Source organism: Paenibacillus sp. V4I9, assembly GCF_030817295.1.
In the GTDB taxonomy this organism is placed as follows: Bacteria; Bacillota; Bacilli; order Paenibacillales; family NBRC-103111; genus Paenibacillus_E.
Genome location: NZ_JAUSZE010000001.1, coordinates 3,120,816 through 3,140,866, shown reverse-complemented (window position 1 = coordinate 3,140,866; position 20,051 = coordinate 3,120,816). Strand labels below are relative to the sequence as shown.

Sequence of the window (20,051 nt, the reverse complement as noted above, 5' to 3'; positions counted from 1 at the left end):
CAATTCGAATTGCCGCTCCGGCTTTATAAGATCTGGAGAGGCTTAAATGTAATTGCATTATGATTTCCTGTATTTATCAAGAAATACGGAAGCTGTAATGGCAATCCAATCAATTTTACTTACTAGTTGATAATTTTTACCCGAAAATATTTAGCTTATAATTAATCTAACTATTTGATCAGTGATCTGAGGTAAGATGTCTTTTTTTAACACACGATTGTACTGCAAGCCACCTTTAAAACTTGACAGGACGGTATAAGCTAAAGATTCAATGTCGACGGAACTTTTAACTAGTCCTTCTTTCTGCGCTTCTCCTAGAAGTTCCATCCAACTCATCAATTCAAACTGGCTTAGTTCTTGGACCTTTACTTGAACGACTTCCGGAAGGATTCATAGTCCGTTTGAAGCGAAGAGATTGGACATATGCCATTACCCCCAGCTCTAATTGTTTGGCGATGAATCTTTTAATTTTCTCTTCGACGGGTATTGAATCTTTATTCAAGGACAATCTTAAACTTTTCAAAGACTGATGAATCCTATCCGTTAAAGCAACCGCTAAATCCTCCTTTTTTTCGAAGTGGTAATGAATGATTGCCTTTGTCACGCCTAAGTGCTTAGATATATCGTCATAACTATTTGCAACATATCCTTTTTCGCAAATCAGATCCAGCGACAGGTCAAGAATTTGTGTTTTTCTGTTTCCATACTCATATTCTAACTTACTAGTAGATAAGTAGTCAAGCGCCCTTAACTTCTCTGCATTTCCCTCCGACAATACCCATAGTAACATCGAATTATCCAACAGGGAGATCGAGGGAGGTGATCGCTTCATTTAAAATTTCCATAATTCTTTTGTTCGACTCGATTGCCACCGTGCCGCCGCGCAGCATAGCTGCCCCGTTTTGAAACAAAGGCCCACAGCATTGGTCGGGCTTTCATACTTGATGTCGATTTAAGTCAAGACAATGTATGACTTCTTTTCATGCAGAAAACTCGAGCCCAGAAAACTATAAGCAAACGTTCCTGGAATGATTCCCAGAAGTGTACCGAATAAAAATGACGAAAAATTCACTTTGGCCACGCCTGCTCCGTAACTGATAAGATCAAACGGGAATATGGGAATCAGCCGCAGAAGCAAAATGTAGATAAAGCCCTTCTGCTGCAGTTGCTTTTCAAGCTTGCCCCATTTCTCCTTCGACCTCGTGGAAACCAATTTATTACCCAAAAATCGCGCTAACCAAAAAGACAACACCGCGCCTATCGTCGCACCGACGATCGTATACACGGTTCCCCACACCGGACCGAAAGCCAATCCGCCAGTCAATGAAAGAACGGACGCGGGAAACAATATCAAAGGACGCACCGCATAAATGAAGATGAACAGTACTGGCGCAGCCCCTCCGAATGTTAATATCCAAGTCCTTATGCCTTCAGGACTGAGATGCAAAACTTTATGATTGAACCATAATAAACCTCCGACTACTACGATGAACAATAATGATTTGATTAGCCATGATCGTTGTTTCATTCCAATCTCCTCATGTGGCTTTTCTACTTTTGTTTATTTATCAAAAACAGCAGTCAAATATAGAATTTGGACTGCTGTTTTTGTTTTACTTATTATTTTAGTTGCAGTATTTGCAGCATTGCGGCTACAACGCCATTATGATTGGATAAATGCGCCGCAGTCGTGAGCATCAGCTCTCCAAAATTTTCAGCTTTTTTGAAGTTCTCTGGTACAGGCTCTTCCAGTCTGTCTTTGAACGTATTGTAAAGATGTTCGCGTTGTTCTTTCAAGAGAGCGATCATCTCGTCCCATGCAGGCAACTGCGCCAGCTGCTCTTCTTTCCATTCCGTAGCTTTCGTTCCATAAAAGAAAATATCATGGTACTTTTGCGGAAGGCTCGTTGGTTGTGCACCAAGGTCAAACACGTGGAACTCAGTAACCCGAAGTACATGCCCTAAATGCCAATAAAGGCTGGTGTTAAAACCTTCAGGGACGACCATGCGTTTGTCCTCTGGACATTTAGCAAGCAGGTTTAGAAAGTTATCGTGTTCAACATTATATAGGTGGTAAACGAAATCTTTTCTCATTTTTACAATCTCCTTATATTTAGGTTTTTTATATTAACCATGTAACTTCAAATGATACCGCAGTTACTGTTGATTAAACAACTCGGCATAATCGCCATATCCTTTTTGTTCAAGTTCATTTTTCGGTATAAATTGTAAGGCCGCAGAGTTAATACAGTAACGCAATCCCGTTGGTTTGGGTCCGTCTTTGAACACATCGCCTAGAAAGGAATCCGCATTACGGCTTCTGACCTGCGTAGTCAATGATAGAAAACCAGAGCTTTCTTTTAATATAATATTATTTGGCTCCAAAGGTTTTGTAAAACTAGGCCAGCCCGTGCCTGCATCAAATTTGTCCTTTGAGCTAAACAAAGGCTCACCCGAAACAATATCCACGTAAATACCTTCTTCTTTGTTATCCCAATATTCGTTATTAAATGGCGGCTCATCAATACCATTCTGAGTTACGTTGTATTGGCGCTTAGTCAGCATTTTCAGCTTTTCCTCCTTATTAAAATCTTTATTAATAACTGTTTTTGCAGTAATTTTCACTTCCCGATCCTTGCCCCAAGTTTTATTCAAAAATGCATCGCGACCAGAGCCAAGCTCACTTATCTTGTAGCTGATTGGATTTTTTTTGTAATAATCCTGATGTTCCACTTCGGCTTTGTAAAACGTTGATGCAGATGAAATCTTAGTTACAATTGGTTTATCAAACCTGTTTGATGCTACTAATGCATCTCTGGATGCTTCAACCAACTCTTTCTGTTCATTGCTATTGTAAAATACAGCGGATTGATATTCATTGCCACGATCAACGAATTGACCGTCTGCATTGGTAGGATCAACGTTTCGCCAGAAAACTTGAAGGAGGTTGTCATACGTAATCTGTTTCGGGTTATAACGAACTTCCACCGATTCGAGATGTCCTGTAGTTTCAGAACCCACTTCTGCATAGGTTGGATTTTCCTTATGTCCACCTGTATAACCACTTTCAACACGCAAGACACCGTCAAGCTTTTCGAAAGCCTCTTCCATATGCCAGAAACAACCACCAGCAAAAATAGCGGTTTCGTAAGGCGTGCTCGAATTTTCATTAACCGTAGTTAAAACCTCTTGAGCCTTCACTATCTCTTTTTTGTGAAACGAACTGTAAAAGGAATAAACAATAAAGACTAATAGGGCAATGGTTAACACAACTAATTTACTTTTTTTAAAATTCAATATCTTCTTCACCTCCGTGGTATCTATTAGGGATCGTGCCTCCCCTATCTTCTTAGTTGTTCAAAAAACAATTAATTACAAAAAAAGTTTATCCTCCTTTATTTTTTCTTACACTTGGATTTTAACAAGAAAAGAACGGAAGCAAATCTGTGAAAGGTCATGTATTTACAAAGAAAAAGGCAGAACATTTGGTCGCTAAAGCATGATAAATCTCACGCTCTATGCCAAAAGTCATGCCCATTGAATTATATTGAATGTCTGTACCTTCCGTAATAAAAAGTAAGCTGCAATATCTTTACTATTTAATCCTTGACCCTATAAAGCTAGTACCTCTTTCTCTCGTTCGGTCAATCACAGGGGCAACATTCCGTTATTTCCAATGTCATGGGCGTCTCGGGACGCGACGTGCCGAAGTGTTGAAATCTGTTCGATAAAACCGTCCCTTGGGCCGCGTATAACTGGCTCGTATGACGCTTCCTCAATACTTCTTTTGGATGAACCGGGAATTGAAACCGTCATTACGTTACTGCTGCCTGTCAATAGAATGGCGGCATGACCTTCTAAGACGTTTCGTATGGTATACGATACTTTTGTAGAGCTATTCGTGGTTCCTATGGAGATCATCTCACTTTTAAGATCTCCTGCTTCCTTCGGAAACGTATCCCTTGTTACGCTCGTTAGCTTGGTTTAATGACATGCTCTTCAAGTATTTTAATATCAATCAAGTTATCAATGTAAACAATGAGCCATTGACTCATGAAAGATCCTCCTGGTTGACACAATCACTGCTATTATTCCAATAGAGTAACATAAATGACAAGAACATTATCCCATTCCCGATAAGCCGCCTCGAAAAATCCAAAAAAGCCGCCCTGTAGTTTCACATGGCGGCTAGGGTTATTGGTGGACCACAGTGAGAGCGCAACGACGATCAGCCAGATCGACTTCCACACCAATTCCCACAGAAGCAAAGGCAGCATCTGCAGTGGATACCGAAGCCCCAGGACGGATAGAGCCGAAAAGGCAGCCAACATGCACTGGACTACTCCCTCCATCAGTTCCCACGGCTTTTCGTGGTGGATGACTCCAGGCCATACCTCGATACCGAGTCCCATGATGATATGAAGGTAAAGCGCCCTCAGCAAATAAAGACATGGCTCGTCATGATGAGTGTCTGAGATTCCAGGTCAACATATGAAATCATTCCTTACACGATCGATTCTCGTACCACCGGACGGCGAAATCCACGATTTCGTCCACCTCCTCGAAATCATGCCGGCCCTCCTCCCGGAAGAATCTCCCCGATCTTCATCCGGTTCTCCGCCGTAATCTTACTATCAATAGATTAAAGTTCTCCCCCTAATCTTTAAATCTTGACGTCTTCCTGTACTGGATCGGCTTTTCCGGCACCCTTTTCTCAAATTCCCTCAGGAAATGATGATAATGCACATAACCGATATCCTCCGCGATGGAACGGACCGTATCGTCGGAATACCGGAGTCTCCTCTTGGCTTCTTCAATCCGCATGTCGTGGATACATTCGATGATGCCGATACCGTTTCTTCATAAAAGCCTGACCCAAATAGACCGGGTTCATAAAAAACTGCTCTCCGATCTCTTTAATGGTAATCGACTTTCGGTAATTCTCCTGGATGTAGCATTCGATCCCGCGAAGCGGATGACCGTAGCTAGCTTCCTTATGCTTCCGCAACCGGGTCATAAATTCGGTTAAGTAAGCATGCAGGATGTGCTCCAGCCCCGCAAGTGAATTCGGCTCCGTCCGGAGAAACCCGCGAAGCTGCTGTCCTATATCCGTGGCAGCCCCCAGTTCCCGGAGCACCTCCATACTCTTCAGCACGAGGTTGATGCTTATCATGCGCACTACTTCCGGTGCGGTCATGGTTTCCCGTAGAAATTGGAACAGTCCTTGCAGAATTCGAAAAGTTTCCTGCTCCTGCAGCCTTTCGGCGGCGGCCAGCAATTGCTCAACTGTAGCCATGGCTTGCAAGTCGTAGCTGACCTCCATCTCGCTCACGATCTCATAATTGACCAGACCGGCATCAGTGTGGAAGAAGTGGTAAACCGAAACCTCCACCGCACCAGAATAGGAATGGGCCAAATCACGGAGAAATGAAACAGTTGGACCCACCGACACACTGCAATTCGTCCCCCGCTTCCGAAGTTCGCTGCAGACTTTCTCCGCCATCTCTCGTGCCAATTCAGTTCCCTGGACCACCAAGCCGAATTGGCTCCCGTACAGATCGATGAACATACTTTGTGGGGATAGATCCAAAGCTTTGCAGAAATCCAAGTCGTCCCCCTTCAAACCTTCAATAAGAACGAATCTCCAACTTCCTGCCTGCCGGTCCAGTTGTTCGATCAGTTTCGATCCAATAACGTCCGGCTCTTGGACCTCCCCTCGCAGAAGCTGGGCAAGCATGACTGGTAAGTGTCGGCGGGATACCAGTTCCTTCTGATATTTCGAACGGACGCACTCAATCGTAAGTTCGTCTGGGAATACTGTAAATCGGCAGCGGGCTAAAACAAGTCCGAATTTCCTCTTCATACTTTTCATGAATTTCACCTGGCTTCAGCAATGACCATTTTTTCCGGATTAATCACCATTTTAGTAAATTAGGATAGCTAAGCAGTTTTAATGTTTTCCAATAGCAGCGGCAACACTCGTTTTCCCAACTCAATTGGCAACCCCCTATTTTTATTACGATTTCGTACTATTTATGCAAAAAAATTTATAATGATTAATCGTCAATCGCTATTTTACGCAATTTAGCATCTTGAGTTCCGTTCTCTTTCTTTTCATTCCCTTGCAAGGCTTTCCCGACTTTCACGACCAACGAGAGGAACTGTTGAAGCTCATCATTACTGAGTGCAGACTGAACGCGTAGGAACATATTTTCCATGATCGCTCTTGCCTGCAAGGCTAATTCCTTTCCTTCCGCGGTTAGTTGAACAAGAATGATCCGTTGATCCTTATCAGAATGAGCGCGATTTATAAGTCCTTTGCGAACGAGTCGTTTAACCAGACTTGTAACTGTACTCAGAGGTGCCCCTAACTCTGTAGCAAGCACGGAAGTTGACATTTCACCACGGAAGTGCAGAACCAACAATGCTGAAAGATCGGAACGGTTCACTTCCTGTTCAAATTTAGCCGTTTCAGATAATAAACTCAAAGGTCTGAGGCCGTTTTGCAAAAATAACTCTAACATTCGATCTAACACTTGCTGTACCTCCATGCCTAAGAAAGAAGATTAATTTAACAGTTTGATCTTACTACGATTTCGTAACATTTTGCAAGTACAAATAGGTTACGATCAAAATGTTTTTTTAGAAGTATAAAAAATAAGCCTTCACACTGTTTTCAGTGTAACATTCAAGTTTCTACCATTTTATCACATTATGTCTAACCAGAAAGCTGCTATTTCCCAACATCACCTTCACTTTTGAAATACACTCCGCAGCCTCCCGTTTCACCTTAATCGTACCAATTAATGGAGTGAGCTTTAATAAGATTTCATAACATTTATTATGTTAACAAATTTTCAAGTTCCACTTTATTTACGAAATTAACGATTTTAATTACTAAGAAAGCCATAATTTCAAACAAAAAAAATAACCTGTTAGTCAGGTTATCTTTTAAAGTTCAAACATAAATCAAGTACCACAAAAGGTTCGGTAAGGCTGTGTTGATTGTGTAGGCAGTGTGTAATCAGCCTGTTCGGGGGAGTGCGCATAGGGTCTTGAAAGAACATCAAGAAGCCGCTCCATCACGCTATAGTCTCCTTGTTCCACCGCGGCTTCTAATGCGTCTTCTACCCGGTGGTTACGGGGGATTATCGCAGGATTGCTGCTGCGCATCAACTGATTTGAGGAGTCTTTTGTTTCCTGCTGCCTGCCTAGTCTCGCCTGCCACTGCTCATGCCACTGATCAAATTCCGTGGTACCGAACAGGGCTGTCTCGTCTGGCTTATCAAAAGTTAATGCCCAGAAAGTATTGGTATAGTCCGCACTATACTTCTGCATCATAGTGAGCAGGTCTTTAATAAGAGATTCATCCTGCTGTTCTTCATGAAAGATTCCCAGTTTTGCCCTCATGCCTGCGAACCAATTACGGTGATACACCTCGGAAAAACTTGCAATCGCATCCTCAGCTAGTTTGAGAGCCTGTGCCTCGTCGTCATGAAGCAACGGTAGTAGGGTTTCAGCAAATCTGGCGAGATTCCATGCAGCAATATATGGCTGGTTACCATAGGCATAGCGGCCCTGCTTATCAATGGAACTGAATACCGTTGCCGGATCATAGGCATCCATGAAGGCACAAGGACCGTAATCAATGGTTTCTCCACTAATCGCCATGTTGTCGGTGTTCATCACCCCATGAATAAAGCCAACGAGCTGCCATTTGGAGATGAGTACGGCCTGACGCTTGATCACTTCTTGAAGTAGTAAAAGGATGCGGTTCTCATCAGCAGCTTCAATTTCTGGAAAATGTCTTTGCAAGGTGTAATCAGCCAGAGCTTTGAGATCCTGGGCAGTGCCAAATTTAGAAGCATACTGAAAGGTTGCGACGCGCAGATGACTGGCAGCTACGCGGGTAAGAATGGCACCGGGCTGCTCGGTTTCACGGATTATCGACTCACCGGTTGTTACCACCGCTAGGCTGCGTGTGGTAGGAATACCAAGCGCATGCATGGCTTCACTGATGATGTATTCACGCAGCATCGGTCCAAGTGCCGCTCGACCATCGCCCCCGCGGGAGTATGGCGTCCTACCTGAGCCCTTCAGCTGAATATCAACCCGCATACCTTCAGGAGTGATCTGTTCGCCAAGCAGATGAGCCCGGCCGTCCCCTAACCGGTTAAAATGCCCGAATTGATGCCCTGCATAGGCTTGGGCGAGAGGCAAAGCCCCTTCGGGAATCAGGTTGCCGGCCAACGCCGCTGCACCATCATTGCTTTGCAGCGATTGGACGGATAACCCCAAGGATGTTGCCAACTGATCATTAAGAATAATTATCTTCGGTAAGCGAACAGGAGTTGGATTAAGTCTGGTAAAAAGTGATTCCGGCAGACGAGCATAACTGTTGTCGAAGTTCCATCCTGTTTCTATCATTGTTTTTTTCTCTGTCATCGTAGCTCCTTTTTCATTTGTCTTTTTGTATCTTATATTATCACAGTTCTACGCCATCAACTGCAACGCTTTGTTAGCTCCTACTATTATGTCCAATAGTGATGACTACACTTCCCTTTTTGTGTCCTTTATCTACATAACGGTGAGCCTCAGCAGTCTGCTCCAACGGATAGCGTTGATCGATGACCGATTTTATCTTCCCCGACTCATATAGCTCTTTAAGGAAGATTAGATTTTCTTTATTCTGAATTAAGCCTGCAGTCACAAATATGGCTTTTTTGCCGCCGATCATTGAAGTCCAAAACATTTGCAGCACAATGGACAACGTAGGGACAGTAGAAAGATAGACTCCACTTTGCGTTAGCGATCCTTTACATTGAGCAAATGAACGCTTGCCTACCGCGTCGAAAATAACGTCATAGGACTGACTTGCTTGTGTAAAATCCTCTTTGGTATAGTCAATGACCTTATCAGCTCCCAGTGACTTAACCAAACTAATATTCGTGGAACTGCATACCCCGGTAACTTCTGCCCCATAGAACTTGGCAAGCTGTATCGCATGAATACCTACCGATCCGGAAGCGCCATTGATCAGGACTTTTTGTCCGCTTTGAATCTTTGCCTTATCTCTAAGGAAAGTCAACGCAGTTGTTGCCCCATCGACGACGGCGACGGCTTCTTCATAGGACATAGAGGACGATTTGATTGCTAGTGGGGCGTCTTCAGGCAGACATTTGTACTCGGCATGAGTACCAGAGATCTTTGCACTTAAACCAAAAACCTGGTCACCTTCTTTATATAATTGCACATCCTTTCCTACTGCCTCGATTTCCCCTGCTAGCTCAAACCCCAGTATTGGGTTTCTCGGTTTGCGAAGACCGTAGATAAGTCTGACAATATACGGGTCGCCCTTTCGAAAGGCGCAATCAGCAGGCCCTACTGTTGCCGCGCATACTCTGATTCGTACTTCATTGTCCTTGGGGGTAGGCTTTTCTACCTCCATAAGTTGAAGAACATCCGGTGATCCGTACTTGGTGCATACAATTGCTTTCATTCGGGATTCCCTCCTACTCTGTATTTCCATGCAGCGAAGTTGTTGTGTAATAAATGTAAAGTATTATATACATAATGTAATTTATTATATACGTAATGTCAAGATTAATATACATTAAATGACGAAGAAATTAGGGAATACACGATGCCTTTTTTGTTTTTCCACTGGTCATTTTTCCAGACAAACTCTCATAAGGTGTTAATTGAACCATTGAACCATTCTACATGAGGCAGGTGAACATAATGTCCGAGCAGAACGATCATGGATCGAAGTATTTTGAGAAAATGTTGAATATCATTGATGTCGGTGTTCATCTGATTGATAACAAGGGAATAACCATTTTTTATAATGATAAGATGGCTGAAACCGATGGTTTTAAGCGAGAACAAGTTGTAGGAAAGAACTTCTTCGACCTATTTCCTTCCTTAACGAATGAAACAAGCACCTTCATTAAAGTTCTGCAAACTGGTATAGAAATACGAGAAAAAATACAAACATACGTGAGCGTAACGGGGAAACGGATCACTACCATTAACAGCACGTATCCTCTTTTGGAAAATGGTGAAATCATCGGTGCCTTAGAAGTGGCAAAGGATATAACAAGCATTGTTCATCTCCACGACCAAATCCTTGATCTCAGGCATCAAATCTACGAATCACCATCAAAAGATAAGAAAAACGCAAGCTCCGCTCGATACCATTTCAGTGATTTAATTGGCAATAGCGAAACCTTCTTACATACCGTCTCCTTCGCCAAAAAGGCATCTCGTACTAGCTCACCTGTTTTGATATCCGGACCTACCGGTACTGGTAAAGAATTGTTCGCCCAGAGCATACACAATGCCGGAGCCCGCCGAAACCGTCTATTTATTGCTCAAAATTGCGCGGCAGTCCCCAACGAGCTGATGGAAGGTATTATGTTCGGAACTGCGAGAGGAGCGTTTACTGGCGCTATTGACCGAGCTGGTTTATTTGAGCAAGCTAGCGGCGGAACTCTTTTTCTGGATGAGTTAAATAGCTTGGATTTATTTTTGCAGGCCAAATTATTGCGGGTACTTCAAGACGGGATTGTTCGCCGAGTCGGGGGAACCCAGGAACAGCAAGTCGATGTCCGCATCATTACAGCCATGAATATAGACCCGAAGGAAGCATTAGACAAAGGATTGCTGCGCAGCGATCTTTTCTACCGGCTAAACGTCGTGAATCTGTACCTTCCACCACTTGTGCAAAGAAAAGAAGATATTCCTATCCTCACTTACCACTTTATTGATAAATTTAATCACGTATTCGGCATGAAAATAACAGGCATTTCCCCAGCTGCAATGAATTGCTTAATGAACTACCATTGGCCCGGCAATATACGGGAATTAAGCCATGCCATCGAATCCACCTACAATATGATGGAACTGGAATGTGAAATCATTGAAGAAAGTCACCTTCCCGCTTATTTCATGGGGAATCATATAAAAACCGCATCTCCCACCCGGCTATCCGCTCCGTGGAGTGACGAAATGACAACAATTTCAGCAGGTAGATTAACAGATAAAGTGAGGCAAATGGAAAAGGAAACCATCACGGATGCATTAGAAAATCATCAATATAACATCACTCTCACCGCACAAGCTCTAGGAATCAAGCGCCAAGCTTTACAGTATAAACTGAACCGCTACGGCATCGTGAAAAAGCCCTAAACATCATTAGTTCAGACTCCGACAGGAGTCCTTTTTGCTTTTCAGTTTGTGGTGAAAAGTTGGCATGCTTTTTGCATCGTCCTATTATAAGAAGGCATCATTACTGGAGGTGCAATAATGGAACGACGTGACTGGAAGCAAGTTGATCTATGGAAAAATGTAACGGATGAGCAATGGAATGATTGGCTTTGGCAGCTGACACATACCATTCGTACCTTGGAAGATCTGAAGAAAGTAGTGAATTTAACCCCCGAGGAAGAAGAGGGTGTTCGTATTTCAACGCAAACCATTCCATTAAATATTACCCCTTATTACGCTTCATTGATGAATCCAGATGACCCGCGATGCCCGATTCGCATGCAATCTGTTCCCATTTCCGCCGAATTATTGAAAACTAAGTATGATCTCGAGGATCCCCTATACGAGGACGAAGACTCCCCTACCCCTGGTTTAACACATCGTTACCCTGACAGGGTTCTATTTCTGGTAACGAATCAATGTTCGATGTACTGCAGATACTGCACACGCCGCCGCTTCTCCGGCCAGGTGGGCATGGGGGTTCCCAAAAAACAATTGGATGATGCGATTGCTTATATTCGAAATACGCCCGAGGTGCGTGACGTTCTGCTTTCTGGCGGGGATGGACTATTGATTAACGACAATATTTTGGAGTATATTTTGAAAAATTTACGAGCGATTCCCCATGTTGAGATCATTCGTATCGGTACGAGGGCCCCGGTTGTTTTCCCGCAACGGATTACGGAGCATTTGTGCAGCATTATCAAAAAATATCACCCGGTTTGGCTGAATACCCATTTTAATCATCCTTTGGAAATGACGGACGAAGCGAAAAAGTCCTGCGAAATGCTAGCTAATGCCGGAGTCCCTTTAGGCAATCAGTCGGTGATTCTGGCCGGTATTAACGACAGTACCTATATTATGAAAAAACTCATGCATGATCTTGTGAAAATACGTGTTCGTCCTTACTATATTTATCAATGCGATTTATCCGAAGGGATCGGTCATTTCCGGGCACCTGTTTCCAAAGGTTTGGAAATTATCGAATCGCTTCGCGGCCACACCTCAGGGTATGCGGTACCAACTTTCGTCGTCGACGCTCCAGGAGGCGGCGGGAAAATTGCGCTTCAGCCTAACTATTTAATCTCGCAAAGCCAGGATAAGGTCATTCTGCGTAATTACGAAGGTGTCATAGTCGGTTACCCCGAGCCGAAAAACTATGAACCAGGCCGTGCAGACGAATATTTCAACGAAATCTACGGCATCGAGAAACAGCCGGAAAGCACCGGAATTATTTCGCTCATGAAAGATGAAAAATTTAACCTAGTGCCAGAAAATTTGCGCCGGATTGGCAGAAGGAAAATTTATCAAGATACACCGGAGCACGCATCGTTGAAGGAACGTCGGCCAAAGAGGGATGAAATGAAAGACAAATTGATGAAAGCGCAGCAGAAAGAGATTAAAAAGGATAAAGAGAGAAACGAAAATAAAGAGGATAAAGAGAGTATTCCAAATACGGAGAACTGAGTGTTTGAAAAAACCAGAGGCTTTACGTCAGGTTCTTCGTATAGATCAACCTTCATACACGTTGGCGGCATTGGGAGCGGGTTCCTGCCAACCATTGGAAAGCTCTTGAAAGGGAACGACGATTCGTTATTATGCTTGAAAGCACCTGTTTGGCTAGAGAAGCGGAACGTCGATCCCTTATATCCGCTTTAATTGCCATATTAGAAACAAAAACGGCAAAATAACGTATTAAATGTCACAAAAAAAGACCTCGCCCACGTCAATCATCAATCGCGTGGGTGAGATCTTTTTCCCATGTGTAGACTACTTTTTAAATCATGTCAATTTCAGCTCCGTCAAAACCACACCAATGAATCAGGGTCAATGCGATAATCTCCGCTGCCTCAAACACATGATCCAGCACAATGTGCTCGTTAGGATAATGGGCCACTTGTGTGATGCCTGGGCCAAAAACGATACAAGGTGTTTCGCCGAGCTGCGTCAGCAAACCGCCGTCTGTTCCCCATGGCGATGCTTCAATCGTAGGTTCTTCTTGCTTAACCTCCCGATATTGCTCCATCAGAACCCGCATCAAATCATGCCCTGGATCCACGCTGCCTGGGACCCACCGGGCTCCAAACCATTCAACTGAAACCGGATGTTCTTCAAACCAAGGATCTTTTCCCTTAAGCCCCTCCATCCAACGGGTCATTTCCTCTTTAGCTTCATCAAGCTTTTCCTCAGGTGCTACGCCCATTCTTCCCTCTAACTTTACAGTGTCCGCAACGGAAGAAGGCCAATTGCCTCCTTGAATGACACCTATATTAATAGGGATAGGAATAGGATTTTGAGCGTACAAAGGATCCGAGATCCGAGCATTTCTTTGCTCCTCAAGCTTCCGGATATGCTGCATCACGATCATGCTTTTCTCAATGGCACTAACCCCTTCGTACCTGGTTCCGCCATGAGCTGAACGGCCTTTGACCTCAATACGGAACCACATAGAGCCCTGCTGCTTCGGAAATATGCGTAAATTGGTAGGCTCCGGAATAAGGGCCGCATCTGCTCGATATCCCTTCACAATCGCAGCCAATGTCCCTACCCCTCCGCTTTCCTCTTCAATGACGCTTTGAACAATGACGTCACCATTCAACCTAATGCTAAGACTCTGAATAGCCTCCACAGCAAGAAGGAGAGAGAGATTTCCGCCTTTCATATCCGTTGCTCCGCGTCCATACAGCTTCCCGTCCATCACATTGCCGCTAAATGGATCATCTTGCCACTGATCTCGATTTCCTTCCGGAACGACATCTATATGACCGTTGAGTAGGATAGAACGTCCCCCTCCGGAACCTTTCATTACTCCGACTACATTGGGACTGCCTGTAAACCGTTTTCTAGGAGAACAAAAATAAGGATGTGTCTCAAGGTTCTCTCCATCCGGCTCCCATACATCCACGTCCAGTCTCAACTCACGAAATTTATCAGCAATTAAGGCCTGGACCTCCTTCTCATTGCCTTGTGTGCTGGGGATTCTGACCATCTTCTGCAGAAAACAGGTTCCTTCTTCACGATGAAGCCTAATCCACTCATGTATTTGCTTTTGCAGTTCAGCGTTCAGATTGGGCAAAGGAATTCCCTCCTTCAGATATGCATAAGAAATTGAGTTTGTAACACACGTTTATGGAATGTACGAGATGTTCTCCGGAATGATTAATTCAGCTTCCGTGTGATTTACAACGTCCTCTACCGTATAAGGAAGCATGATTTCTTTTAAAAGCAATCCTTGATCCGTGACCTCCATCACGGCCATTTCCGTAATAATCAATTTGACGCATGTCTGCGCTGTTAGCGGCAAGTCACATTGTTTTTTAACCTTGGATTCCCCCTGCCGATTGACATGGTTCATAAGAACGATGACTTTTTTGGCTTTTTGCGCAAGCTCCATCGCCCCTCCGACCCCTGCCACCCGCTTCCCCGGCACGATCCAATTGGCCAAATCCCCACGCTCACTGACCTCTAGCGCACCAAGAATCGAGATATCGATACATCCCCTGCGAATCATGGCAAAAGCAATGCTGCTATCGCAGTAGGAAGCACCATTAGTAATCGTGACGGGGTATCCGCCTGCGTTACAGAGAAAAGCATCTTCTTCCCCAGGAAGCGGGGCGCCCCCTGCAGCCAAAATTCCATTTTCCGCATGAAAAACAACATGAATACCTTCAGGGACGTAATCTGCAACCTGGGTCGGGATGCCGATTCCTAGATTGACAGCCATGCCGTCCTTTAATTCTTGAGCAGCCCGCTTTGCTATTCGGACGCGGGTTTCTTTTCCCATACCCATTCCCAAGTCACCCCTCTGCTCAATATCACCATATCTACGAAAATCCCCGGCGTTACAATGTTTTCGGGGTCAAGTTCGCCTAGCGGTACAATCTCATCAACTTCAGCAATCGTAAATTTCCCGGCCATGGCAACCAATGGATTTAGGTTTCTTCCGCTTTTATCATAGACAAGATTCCCGTAAGTATCGGCTTTTTTCGCATGAACAATGGCAACGTCTGCCGTCAGTGCCGGCTCCACCAGATAATTTTTCTCGTCGATAGAAACAGTCGCCTTTCCCTGCTCCATGATCGTTCCGACACCGACATCCACCAATATCCCGCCAAGACCTACGCCGCCTGCCCGAATTTTTTCCGCCAACGTTCCTTGCGGGTAAAACACTACCTCCATCGTCCCTTCCTCCATCCTTAGGCCGGCGTTAGGATTGGAGCCGATATGGGAGGCAATCACCTTCTTTACTCTGCCTGCTGTGATTAAGCGACCTATGCCAATCTGCGGAAACCCGGTATCATTCCCAATGATCGTTAAATCTTTAATCCCCTTTTGCAAAATACCTTCGATCATCGTTGGAGGCGTTCCTATGCCGCCAAACCCGCCATACATCAACGTACAGCCATCGTTTATCGCTAGAAGTGCCTCTTCCAAGGTCCTTACTTTTCCGTCTATGACATGTGCGTTCTCACGTGGGATCATCATTTCTCCTCCAATACGAGTCGGGTAACTCAACCATAACTTCCCGAATGGATGCATCCAAAATCAGCACGAGCTGGTCGATATCTTCTTCTGTAATCACAAAAGGTGGAGCCACTATAATGACATCCCCTACCCCGTCCATCGCGCCTGCCGCAGGGTACACGAGAAGGCCTTTTTGAAAGGCTTTTTCGACGATTCGAGAGGTGACACCTAGCCCTGATGGAAACGACTTCTTGTCGGTCCGATCGGAAACAAATTCCATGGCCAGAAGAAGTCCTTGGCCCCTTACATCGCCGATGATCTCGATCCCGTCAGCCATTTGGCGCATCTGGCCCAGCAAATAACTGCCTTTGATCTCTGCTGCCCTGACTAACTGATGCTTTTCGATATAGGCGAGAACCGCCAGTGAAACTGCCGCTGATTGCGGATTTGCGCTGTAAGTGTGGCCGGACATGATGCTTTTGGATCCCTGCAAAATGGGTTCCATCACGTGATCTTTAACCAACGTTGCTGCCATTGGTGTATATCCGGCGCTCATGCCTTTTCCTAGAGCCATCAGATCCGGTTCGACGCCATAATGCTCCATGCCGAACATAGCTCCTGTACGGGCAATTCCCGTCATGACCTCATCGGCGATAAAAAGAATCTCATTCCGTTCGCAGATCTCCTTGATCTTCTTGTAATATCCTTCAGGTGGAACAATAGCACCACCTGCAGCACCAATGATCGGCTCTGCTATGAATGCGGCGATATGTTCGGCGCCGATCCGCTTTATGGCGGTTTCCAAATCGTCCGCACACGCTAACTTGCAATCCGGATAGGTCTTGTTCAAGGGACAGTGGTAGCAATAAGGGGGGACGACAACTGGAAAGTCCTCTAATAACGGAATAAATCGTCTTCTTCTAAGTACATGGCCTGACATCGAAAGAGCGCCCATCGTTATACCGTGATAGCTCATCCTTCTTGAAATAACTTTATTTTTTCCTTGGCGACCCTTCTCCTGCCAGTGCTGGATGGCAATCTTCATCGCCGTCTCCGTTGCTTCGGATCCGCTGTTCACAAAGAAAGCCCAGTAATCATTGCCTGGCGCCAAATCACTTAGCTTCTTCGCCAGCTTTTCGGCTGGTTCACTTGTAAACTGAGAACGGTAGACAAAAGAGACCTTGCCCGCTTGCTCCAGCATCGCATCGATGATTTCTTGAACCCCGTGCCCGATTCCGGCTGTCACAGCCCCCGACGATGCGTCTATATAGGCTTTGCCTTGATCATCGTACAAAAAGACGCCTTTTCCATATTGAATGGTGGGATAATGGTGATCCAAAACCGGCTTGATTAAATGCTCCCGCTTCATAAGGCTCCCCCCATTGTAACCATCGCTACGGTTTTATTTGAGAAACATATTCTTAACCCGCGGAGCCTTCAACAGATCTTCATAACGAAATGAGGTTCCAAGCGCGGACACATCATGCCAATATAATGTCTCTTCAATTTGCTGCGCGGTGCTCTCCAAAACGTAAGTACGGCAGTTGGAACATTCGATAGCGGGAACTTCCAAAATCTGAACCGCCACTCTCCCATCCGGCATGACCCAGTAGCAATCTTTCACGCTTTCACGGATATCCTCCGTTTCACACCACATGCACTTCATATGCTTCCTCCTCAATGTACCCCACAAAGTGAAGTAATGCTTCGAAGCTTAGTCCTATTACTTTGCGGGGGCCCCAGAATTTATTTGTTTAGAACATTCTTATCGCTACCTGATTACTATGCAAAATACATACCAACTTTTCGAAGTAGGCATCTAACTTCTGCAGGGTAGGTTATCGCGGGAAAAGCCGCCAATTATTTGGCAGTAGCTATATTTTTGGCAGCAAAAAATTAGAATTCATACGGTATTGCGTGCTTGCAGCACAAACCATGATCTCGTTTTGCAGTTGGCACCATTTTTGCAAATAACTGAATAGAACCATTTTAGGGAGAAAGGGGAATGCAGGATGCCTAATAATCAGCCAACGTATACGAATCAAGTTGAGAAAGGCGACGATTATACGGTAAGCTTTTGCCTCGATTTTTTTAACAAAAGGCTGCGGGTGGATGACTATCTGGGAAATGTGGATGCCGTCTGCAAGAGGATAGGTGAAATTGCCAAAGCCAATGCTTTGACCAAAGTGTTTATTAAATCGAGAGAGGATGATTGGCAAACCTTTCTATCCAAAGGCTGCATGCTGGAGGGAATTTATAAAGGATATTTCAACGGTGGCGATGCTTACTGTATGGCTCTTTATAATGATCTTGAGCGGCGGACTAGCGACTATTGGATGGAGGAAGATCAAATTCTAAAGCAAGTGCTAGCTCTTCCCCTCAAGCCGGATCGGCCCTTGGTTCCTGAATACTATACACTGCGTATAGCTCGGATGGAGGATGCTGAGCGGCTTTCTGTTTTATACGATCAAATATTTCAAACGTACCCGACACCGATGAATGATCCTTTTTACGTCGAAAAAACCATGCGCGAGGGAACGATTTATTATCTCGTAGAATCGCCGGATCAACTGATTAGCGCCGCCTCCGCTGAGATCAATACGGTCTACGCCAATGCGGAAATGACGGATTGCGCCACACTCCCTGCTTATCGAAATCAAGGACTCATGAGACTTCTTATGCATGCCTTGGAAGATGAATTAATCGCACGAAACATCACTTGTGCTTACTCCTTATCCAGAGCCCTTTCTTTCGGTATGAATGCCGTTTTCTTCCAGATGGGATACCGTTATTACGGCAGACTAACGAAAAATTGCGATATCTACGATAAATTTGAGGACATGAATTTGTGGGCCAAAATGCTGAAGTGATTTTGACCCCTTTAGAAACTATATGCGTTTTCTTCTCAGGGAAGAAGAAATGCCTAACTCCTCCCGATATTTGGTTACCGTACGGCGAGAAATTTGAATGCCTTCCTTCATCATTAACTCTGTCAGCTTCTGGTCGGAGTAAGGCTTGGCGTGGTTTTCCCCATGGATCCATTCCTTTATTCTCGCTTTTACGTGCTCCGAGGACGCTGAATCTCCAAGGTCCATTTGTAAACCGGAGGGGAAAAAGTATTTCAACTCGAAGATGCCCCATGGGGTTTGGGCATATTTTCCAGACGTTGCACGGCTGACCGTCGATTCATGTACGCCCAATTTATCGGCAATTCGCTTCAAAGTCATCGGTTTGAGATTGGAAGTTCCCTTCCAGAAAAAATCGGTCTGTTCCTCCACAATAGCTTGCGATACGCGATATATGGTCTTTCGTCTTTGCTCCAAACACTTCAGGAAGAACATCGCTGAATTTAATTTACCAAAGAGGAACTTTGTTGCTTCGTTATTGTCGCTACTATCCTTCACCATTCGTTCGTAATAACCATTAACGGAGAGGCGGGGCGACGCTGTTTGATGAATCAACACAACGAGCTGTTCACCTGCCTTCTCGATGATGACCTCGGGAATGATATAATGAATAGCTTCTGTGTGAAAGGCTGCACCGGGTCTAGGATTCAGCCCTTTGATCACATCGATCGCAGCCTGAAGTTCTTGTGCTGTCACTTGCAGCATCGTCGACAATTTATGAATGCGATAATCCGCAACATCCTTTAGATGATTACGAATTAGTAAGGATACTAACGGAAAGTACTTCGACAAGGACTGGACCTGAAGAAGCAGACATTCTCTCAAATTTCTTGCTCCCACGCCGATGGGCTCAAAGCCCTGCAAGATCCTTAGGGCAAGCTCCGCTTGAGCAAGATCGACCTTACATACGTCGGATATTTCATTTAAGGAAGGTACAAGATATCCATTATCATCCAGATTTCCGATCATAAACGCGATCATTTTACGAATGGATGGCTGGATCTTTTTTACAAAGCCCAACTGCTCCTTTAAATGCCTTTCCAAGGATACCTCGTTTGATGCTGCGTGATGAATGGGGTCATAGATGTGTTCACGCCTGACTGATGCAGTATGGAATTTATGCGAGGCGTTATAAGCATCCCATTCGTTTCCGCTGAATTCCAATACCGGGTTATCATTCATCTCCTGCTGGACAACCTCCAGCAATTCCGGTGTCGAGAGTTGCAGTATCGTTATGGCTTTTCGCAATTGCGGAGTCATTCGCATTTTTACGGCTTGTTGTTGGAACATTCCGTATCCTGGGCGCATGTACATCACCCCTTTATGTTTTTGCTTTGCTTATATATGTATTCAAGTACGAACCCTTTTTGTCCATTTCGACTAGAAAAGAAAGAAGACGCCGTTTGAAATATT

At 44.7% G+C, this 20,051-nt stretch carries 19 protein-coding genes and 1 pseudogene; 3 read left to right on the top strand and 17 right to left on the bottom strand.

Features of this window, described 5'->3' with window-relative positions; translation table 11 throughout:
- Positions 1 to 340: 340 nt before the first annotated feature.
- From QFZ81_RS14520 to QFZ81_RS14475, 11 genes and pseudogenes are all read right to left on the bottom strand, one after another.
- On the bottom strand, positions 341 to 790 hold the full coding sequence (locus tag QFZ81_RS14520; RefSeq protein WP_307603155.1) for a TetR/AcrR family transcriptional regulator: 450 nt from the start codon (positions 788 to 790) through the stop codon (positions 341 to 343).
- A 162-nt stretch (positions 791 to 952) separates the two neighbouring features.
- Positions 953 to 1,528 carry a TVP38/TMEM64 family protein gene (locus tag QFZ81_RS14515; RefSeq protein WP_307603153.1) on the bottom strand — a complete coding sequence of 192 codons (576 nt, stop codon included), beginning with the start codon at positions 1,526 to 1,528 and terminating at the stop codon, positions 953 to 955.
- 92 nt (positions 1,529 to 1,620) lie between these two features.
- On the bottom strand, positions 1,621 to 2,094 hold the full coding sequence (locus QFZ81_RS14510; RefSeq protein WP_307443176.1) for a DinB family protein: 474 nt from the start codon (positions 2,092 to 2,094) through the stop codon (positions 1,621 to 1,623).
- A 63-nt stretch (positions 2,095 to 2,157) separates the two neighbouring features.
- The gene (gene msrA, locus QFZ81_RS14505) at positions 2,158 to 3,297 is read right to left on the bottom strand and encodes a peptide-methionine (S)-S-oxide reductase MsrA (protein WP_307443178.1); all 1,140 of its coding nucleotides are present in this window, start codon (positions 3,295 to 3,297) and stop codon (positions 2,158 to 2,160) included.
- 351 nt (positions 3,298 to 3,648) lie between these two features.
- Positions 3,649 to 3,930: pseudogene (locus tag QFZ81_RS14500) on the bottom strand (spore germination protein); the annotation flags it as partial.
- Between the two features lie 158 nt (positions 3,931 to 4,088).
- Entirely contained in the window at positions 4,089 to 4,331 is a 243-nt protein-coding gene (locus QFZ81_RS14495; RefSeq protein WP_307603152.1) for a hypothetical protein, read from the bottom strand.
- 325 nt (positions 4,332 to 4,656) lie between these two features.
- Complete coding sequence (locus tag QFZ81_RS37330) at positions 4,657 to 4,824, bottom strand: helix-turn-helix domain-containing protein (RefSeq protein ID WP_373462645.1); 168 nt, start codon at positions 4,822 to 4,824, stop codon at positions 4,657 to 4,659.
- Positions 4,814 to 5,872, bottom strand: a complete 1,059-nt coding sequence (locus QFZ81_RS14490; RefSeq protein ID WP_307603150.1) for a hypothetical protein — start codon at positions 5,870 to 5,872, stop codon at positions 4,814 to 4,816. Before QFZ81_RS14490 ends, QFZ81_RS37330 begins: the two co-directional genes overlap by 11 nt.
- Before the next feature lie 184 nt (positions 5,873 to 6,056).
- Positions 6,057 to 6,536, bottom strand: coding sequence for a MarR family winged helix-turn-helix transcriptional regulator (locus QFZ81_RS14485; RefSeq protein WP_307443183.1), 480 nt, complete (start codon positions 6,534 to 6,536; stop codon positions 6,057 to 6,059).
- 433 nt (positions 6,537 to 6,969) lie between these two features.
- On the bottom strand, positions 6,970 to 8,445 hold the full coding sequence (locus tag QFZ81_RS14480) for a protein adenylyltransferase SelO (RefSeq protein WP_307443185.1): 1,476 nt from the start codon (positions 8,443 to 8,445) through the stop codon (positions 6,970 to 6,972).
- A 73-nt stretch (positions 8,446 to 8,518) separates the two neighbouring features.
- The gene (locus tag QFZ81_RS14475) at positions 8,519 to 9,499 is read right to left on the bottom strand and encodes an NAD(P)-dependent alcohol dehydrogenase (protein WP_307603148.1); all 981 of its coding nucleotides are present in this window, start codon (positions 9,497 to 9,499) and stop codon (positions 8,519 to 8,521) included.
- Positions 9,500 to 9,741: 242 nt separating this feature from the next.
- Here QFZ81_RS14475 and QFZ81_RS14470 point away from each other — a divergent pair, with 242 nt between their 5' ends.
- Both QFZ81_RS14470 and kamA read left to right on the top strand, forming a co-directional pair.
- The gene (locus QFZ81_RS14470; protein WP_307603146.1) at positions 9,742 to 11,190 is read left to right on the top strand and encodes a sigma-54 interaction domain-containing protein; all 1,449 of its coding nucleotides are present in this window, start codon (positions 9,742 to 9,744) and stop codon (positions 11,188 to 11,190) included.
- A 117-nt stretch (positions 11,191 to 11,307) separates the two neighbouring features.
- Complete coding sequence (gene kamA, locus QFZ81_RS14465; protein ID WP_307443190.1) at positions 11,308 to 12,735, top strand: lysine 2,3-aminomutase; 1,428 nt, start codon at positions 11,308 to 11,310, stop codon at positions 12,733 to 12,735.
- A gap of 310 nt (positions 12,736 to 13,045) precedes the next feature.
- Here the strand turns inward: kamA and QFZ81_RS14460 are convergent, their stop codons facing one another.
- The 5 genes from QFZ81_RS14460 to QFZ81_RS14440 are packed head-to-tail and all read right to left on the bottom strand — an operon-like array spanning position 13,046 to position 17,398.
- Positions 13,046 to 14,344 (bottom strand): peptidase, encoded by a 1,299-nt coding sequence (locus QFZ81_RS14460; protein WP_373463673.1) that lies wholly within the window; start codon positions 14,342 to 14,344, stop codon positions 13,046 to 13,048.
- A gap of 51 nt (positions 14,345 to 14,395) precedes the next feature.
- Entirely contained in the window at positions 14,396 to 15,058 is a 663-nt protein-coding gene (locus tag QFZ81_RS14455; RefSeq protein ID WP_307603145.1) for a 3-oxoacid CoA-transferase subunit B, read from the bottom strand.
- Positions 15,025 to 15,753, bottom strand: a complete 729-nt coding sequence (locus QFZ81_RS14450) for a CoA transferase subunit A (RefSeq protein ID WP_307443194.1) — start codon at positions 15,751 to 15,753, stop codon at positions 15,025 to 15,027. The genes QFZ81_RS14455 and QFZ81_RS14450 overlap by 34 nt, the downstream gene beginning before the upstream one ends.
- Positions 15,737 to 17,101 carry an aspartate aminotransferase family protein gene (locus QFZ81_RS14445; protein ID WP_307603143.1) on the bottom strand — a complete coding sequence of 455 codons (1,365 nt, stop codon included), beginning with the start codon at positions 17,099 to 17,101 and terminating at the stop codon, positions 15,737 to 15,739. The genes QFZ81_RS14450 and QFZ81_RS14445 overlap by 17 nt, the downstream gene beginning before the upstream one ends.
- A gap of 33 nt (positions 17,102 to 17,134) precedes the next feature.
- Positions 17,135 to 17,398 carry a YokU family protein gene (locus QFZ81_RS14440; RefSeq protein WP_307443198.1) on the bottom strand — a complete coding sequence of 88 codons (264 nt, stop codon included), beginning with the start codon at positions 17,396 to 17,398 and terminating at the stop codon, positions 17,135 to 17,137.
- A gap of 346 nt (positions 17,399 to 17,744) precedes the next feature.
- Between QFZ81_RS14440 and ablB the strand changes: the two genes are divergently transcribed.
- The gene (gene ablB, locus QFZ81_RS14435; RefSeq protein WP_307443200.1) at positions 17,745 to 18,602 is read left to right on the top strand and encodes a putative beta-lysine N-acetyltransferase; all 858 of its coding nucleotides are present in this window, start codon (positions 17,745 to 17,747) and stop codon (positions 18,600 to 18,602) included.
- Positions 18,603 to 18,620: 18 nt separating this feature from the next.
- On the opposite strand, the gene rpoN is transcribed toward ablB, so the two are convergent.
- On the bottom strand, positions 18,621 to 19,946 hold the full coding sequence (rpoN, locus tag QFZ81_RS14430; protein WP_307603141.1) for an RNA polymerase factor sigma-54: 1,326 nt from the start codon (positions 19,944 to 19,946) through the stop codon (positions 18,621 to 18,623).
- Between the last annotated feature and the right edge of the window lie 105 nt (positions 19,947 to 20,051).

Coding starts and splice junctions, on each gene's coding strand:
- QFZ81_RS14520 (WP_307603155.1), bottom strand. CDS start 790: ATGTTACTATGGGTATTGTCGGAGGGAAATGCAGAGAAGTTAAGGGCG.
- QFZ81_RS14515 (WP_307603153.1), bottom strand. CDS start 1,528: ATGAAACAACGATCATGGCTAATCAAATCATTATTGTTCATCGTAGTA.
- QFZ81_RS14510 (WP_307443176.1), bottom strand. CDS start 2,094: ATGAGAAAAGATTTCGTTTACCACCTATATAATGTTGAACACGATAAC.
- QFZ81_RS14495 (WP_307603152.1), bottom strand. CDS start 4,331: ATGTTGGCTGCCTTTTCGGCTCTATCCGTCCTGGGGCTTCGGTATCCA.
- QFZ81_RS37330 (WP_373462645.1), bottom strand. CDS start 4,824: ATGCGGATTGAAGAAGCCAAGAGGAGACTCCGGTATTCCGACGATACG.
- QFZ81_RS14490 (WP_307603150.1), bottom strand. CDS start 5,872: ATGAAAAGTATGAAGAGGAAATTCGGACTTGTTTTAGCCCGCTGCCGA.
- QFZ81_RS14480 (WP_307443185.1), bottom strand. CDS start 8,445: ATGACAGAGAAAAAAACAATGATAGAAACAGGATGGAACTTCGACAAC.
- QFZ81_RS14475 (WP_307603148.1), bottom strand. CDS start 9,499: ATGAAAGCAATTGTATGCACCAAGTACGGATCACCGGATGTTCTTCAA.
- QFZ81_RS14470 (WP_307603146.1), top strand. CDS start 9,742: ATGTCCGAGCAGAACGATCATGGATCGAAGTATTTTGAGAAAATGTTG.
- kamA (WP_307443190.1), top strand. CDS start 11,308: ATGGAACGACGTGACTGGAAGCAAGTTGATCTATGGAAAAATGTAACG.
- QFZ81_RS14455 (WP_307603145.1), bottom strand. CDS start 15,058: ATGGGTATGGGAAAAGAAACCCGCGTCCGAATAGCAAAGCGGGCTGCT.
- QFZ81_RS14450 (WP_307443194.1), bottom strand. CDS start 15,753: ATGATGATCCCACGTGAGAACGCACATGTCATAGACGGAAAAGTAAGG.
- QFZ81_RS14445 (WP_307603143.1), bottom strand. CDS start 17,101: ATGAAGCGGGAGCATTTAATCAAGCCGGTTTTGGATCACCATTATCCC.
- QFZ81_RS14440 (WP_307443198.1), bottom strand. CDS start 17,398: ATGAAGTGCATGTGGTGTGAAACGGAGGATATCCGTGAAAGCGTGAAA.
- ablB (WP_307443200.1), top strand. CDS start 17,745: ATGCCTAATAATCAGCCAACGTATACGAATCAAGTTGAGAAAGGCGAC.
- rpoN (WP_307603141.1), bottom strand. CDS start 19,946: ATGCGCCCAGGATACGGAATGTTCCAACAACAAGCCGTAAAAATGCGA.